General features: G+C 60.1%; 1 pseudogene. It reads right to left on the bottom strand.

Features of this window, described 5'->3' with window-relative positions:
• Positions 1–310, bottom strand: a pseudogene (tolB, locus tag EN939_RS37430) (Tol-Pal system protein TolB); the annotation flags it as partial.
• Positions 311–491 lie beyond the last annotated feature (181 nt).

Raw genomic sequence — 491 nt, 5'->3', positions numbered from 1 at the left:
CCTGCGCGTTGATCACCTTCCAGTCGTCGAAGCGCGGTGCTGCATCGGGGTTGGTGATCTTCTCGATAAAGGCGCTTTTGTCGATCGGAGCGAACAGACCCGAACGCTTCAAATCGGCGGTGACGATTTGCGAAATCTGCGCCCCAAGCGCGTCGCCGCCCTGGAAATCCGTGATGGCGATCGGCAGCGGCTCGACGTTGCCCTTGTTGACGTTGAGTTCGACCAGCGCCAGCGCCGGCAACGTGCTGGCCGCGGTCATGCCCATCGCCATTGCTGCGACCATCAGGAGCGGCTTGAGGATTGATTTCATGTCTTCTCGCTTCTCGTACTGATTTCCGGATACCCGGGCCTTAGAGGCCCAGCATCTCCCTTGGATCGAAGGTGACGCGGACGTCGGCCCAGATGTCCTGCTTGCCGGCGGGAACTTGCAGGCCAGTGACATCGCATTTTTGCACCGCACGAACGGCACTTTCGTCGAACTGGCGGTTTTC

The organism is Mesorhizobium sp. M7A.F.Ca.CA.002.05.1.1 (assembly GCF_003998335.1).
GTDB lineage: Bacteria > Pseudomonadota > Alphaproteobacteria > Rhizobiales > Rhizobiaceae > Mesorhizobium.
The sequence above is the reverse complement of the archived record's forward strand: the minus strand, read 5'-3'. Positions and strand labels throughout refer to the sequence as shown.